At 46.2% G+C, this 2,366-nt stretch carries 4 protein-coding genes; 2 read left to right on the top strand and 2 right to left on the bottom strand.

All coding sequences use genetic code 11. The features are described from left to right. Nucleotides 1–260: 260 nt before the first annotated feature. Nucleotides 261–410 carry a hypothetical protein gene (locus tag PX482_RS06585; protein ID WP_155119787.1) on the bottom strand — a complete coding sequence of 50 codons (150 nt, stop codon included), beginning with the start codon at nt 408–410 and terminating at the stop codon, nt 261–263. Between PX482_RS06585 and rpsP the strand changes: the two genes are divergently transcribed. Both rpsP and PX482_RS06575 read left to right on the top strand, forming a co-directional pair. Continuing rightward, the gene (rpsP, locus tag PX482_RS06580; protein ID WP_002736858.1) at nt 409–657 is read left to right on the top strand and encodes a 30S ribosomal protein S16; all 249 of its coding nucleotides are present in this window, start codon (nt 409–411) and stop codon (nt 655–657) included. The genes PX482_RS06585 and rpsP overlap by 2 nt on opposite strands. Beyond that, complete coding sequence (locus PX482_RS06575; protein WP_002762468.1) at nt 650–1,015, top strand: KH domain-containing protein; 366 nt, start codon at nt 650–652, stop codon at nt 1,013–1,015. The genes rpsP and PX482_RS06575 overlap by 8 nt, the downstream gene beginning before the upstream one ends. A gap of 9 nt (nt 1,016–1,024) precedes the next feature. Here PX482_RS06575 and obgE read toward each other — a convergent pair whose 3' ends face one another. Next, entirely contained in the window at nt 1,025–2,053 is a 1,029-nt protein-coding gene (obgE, locus tag PX482_RS06570) for a GTPase ObgE (protein WP_288122222.1), read from the bottom strand. Between the last annotated feature and the right edge of the window lie 313 nt (nt 2,054–2,366).

The raw sequence follows: 2,366 nt of genomic DNA, 5'->3' as shown, positions 1-2,366 counted from the left end.
ATAGGATTGGGACTTTCAAAAACCTTGCATTATCCTTCTTGTAGTACATCGCTTGGTACACAAAACAAGGGCAACAAAGCCTGAAACGACTGGCTACTGACTCCTGACTCCTGAATCCTACCCCCAGGAAAAACTTTTTCAGCAGACCCTATTTACATATTTTATGCGATTTAATCCTTATTTTTGACGTTTTTGAACCCTCAAAAATTAATTATGCAAGAGGTTTAATTTAATCTTAATTTCGGGTGTGTTAGCCAAAACTAACACACTTCAACTTTGTACCTCACCATTAAGATATCGGCGTTATTTTCAATAATAGCCAATGGCTGCCGACCGTTTCCTCGATCGCCACTTGTGGAAATACCACCGGGATGAGTTAGAATCTGAAAGGAGAATTTTTGAGTAACCATGATCAAATTACGTCTAAAACGCTTTGGTAAAAAACGCGAAGCCAGTTATCGTATCGTTGCGGCCGTTAGCACCAGTCGTCGCGATGGTCGTCCCCTAGAGGAATTAGGATTTTACAATCCCCGTACCGATGAAGTGCGTCTGGATGAGGAAGGAATCATCCGACGCTTACAACAAGGAGCGCAACCGACGGACACCGTGCGCAGCATTCTCACCAAACAGAAAATTTTCGAGAAAATCAATGCCTAGTACCCCCAATTATCTCGAACTGGTGAAATTTATTATCGAGCCGTTTTTGGAAGAGCCGGCCAGTCTGAGATTGGATATCGAGCGCTGTAAGGAAAATGAACGTCTTTGGGTGCGTGTAGCCTTCGATGATGCCGATAAAGGCAAAGTTTACGGCCGGGGAGGACGCAATTTACAGGCGATTAGAACTACCCTAGAAATGGCGGCCGCGAGTGTGGGTCGCTCTCTTTATCTAGAAGTCTATGCGGCCGAAAATGAAGCTGAACAGCGCCGCACCCGTCGTTCTAATGGTAACTTTGAAGGTACGGAAAGAAGACCGAGCAATCGCCGACCACCCGCACCCCGGCAGCTCAACAACTAACGAGCGATTTTAGGAAAACAGGGAAGGGGTTTCATCCTCGACCCTCTCCAGTTGCTCTAATTGCTGCCAAACTTTGGCGAGTAGAGTGGTTAATCCGGCTCCTGTCACGGCGGAAATAGTCAAAATCTCGGCATTAGTTATTTTAGCAAACTGCTTTTGATAGTTATCTATCGTTTCCTCGTCCACAGCATCAATTTTGTTGAAAACCAGTATTTGCGATCGCTTTTCCAATTCCCGACCATAGGCGGCTAATTCCCCTTGGATAATTTGATAATCGGCGATCGGGTCTTCTGCTGTCAAGGAGACAAGATGAATTAACAGGCGTGTGCGTTCGATATGGCGTAAAAATTCATGTCCTAGGCCGATTCCTCGGTGCGCTCCCTCGATTAATCCTGGAATATCGGCGAATACCGTCCCATCTCCCGTGGGTTTGCGTACCACTCCCAAGTTAGGAATGAGAGTCGTAAAGGGATAATCGGCGATTTTGGGACGAGCAGAGGAAACGGCCGAGATTAGGGTGGATTTTCCCGCATTGGGCAGCCCGATAATGCCCACTTCCGCTAATAACTTCAATTCTAGGCGTAAATGGCGTTTTTCTCCCTCTAAACCGGGTAAAGCGTATTCGGGTGCGCGATTATTATTACTTAAAAAGTGGCGGTTGCCTAATCCCCCTTTTCCCCCGGCAGCCACGATTAAAGTCTGTTCGGGAGTGACCAAATCGCCGATAATTTCCTCGCTATCGAGATCGTAAACCACTGTACCACAGGGAACTTTAATAATGCGATCGCTACCGTTGGATCCGGTGCAGTTGTTCGGGCCGCCCCGTTTACCGTCATCGGCCTTAAAATAGCGACTATACTGGAAATCTAGCAGGGTTTGCAGGTTCTGAGTGGCCACGAAAATCACCGAACCACCTTTTCCCCCATTACCGCCGGCCGGACCGCCGGCGGGGACGTATTTTTCCCGACGGAAAGCGACAATTCCATCACCTCCCTTACCCCCTTCTACTTCTATTTCGGCGCGATCAATAAACTGCATAAGACTAAGTAGTTAAAGTGAAAAAATGCTCAAGATCAAAGCTGTTATAGGTTAACATCTTGCCAATTTAAAGCTTCTGCGAATCCCTGAAAATGTTTGACATTGGTAGTAGCGATGACTAGATAACGGCTCGGATATTGTTTTTTTAATAACTGCCAATGAGCAAGAATAAGGCTCTTCGGGACTTGTTATGGTTCGATAGGGGGGCATAAATCGACTCAATCCTTATCTGGCAAGAGATTTAATTGATTAGTTCGCTCCAGATCGCAAACAATTGACAAAAATTGCGGCAATGTCTGTCTCTATAAAGGTT

This window comes from Microcystis sp. M53602_WE12 (assembly GCF_030065455.1).
GTDB classification, from domain to species: Bacteria; Cyanobacteriota; Cyanobacteriia; order Cyanobacteriales; family Microcystaceae; genus Microcystis; species Microcystis aeruginosa.
Note: the sequence above shows the minus strand (reverse complement) of the source record. Positions and strands in the feature narration are given on the sequence as shown.

What these genes read in the sequence shown, in the direction of transcription:
- rpsP (WP_002736858.1), top strand. Translation starts at nt 409, where the DNA reads ATGATCAAATTACGTCTAAAACGCTTTGGTAAAAAACGCGAAGCCAGT.
- PX482_RS06585 (WP_155119787.1), bottom strand. Translation starts at nt 410, where the DNA reads ATGGTTACTCAAAAATTCTCCTTTCAGATTCTAACTCATCCCGGTGGT.
- PX482_RS06575 (WP_002762468.1), top strand. Translation starts at nt 650, where the DNA reads ATGCCTAGTACCCCCAATTATCTCGAACTGGTGAAATTTATTATCGAG.
- obgE (WP_288122222.1), bottom strand. Translation starts at nt 2,053, where the DNA reads ATGCAGTTTATTGATCGCGCCGAAATAGAAGTAGAAGGGGGTAAGGGA.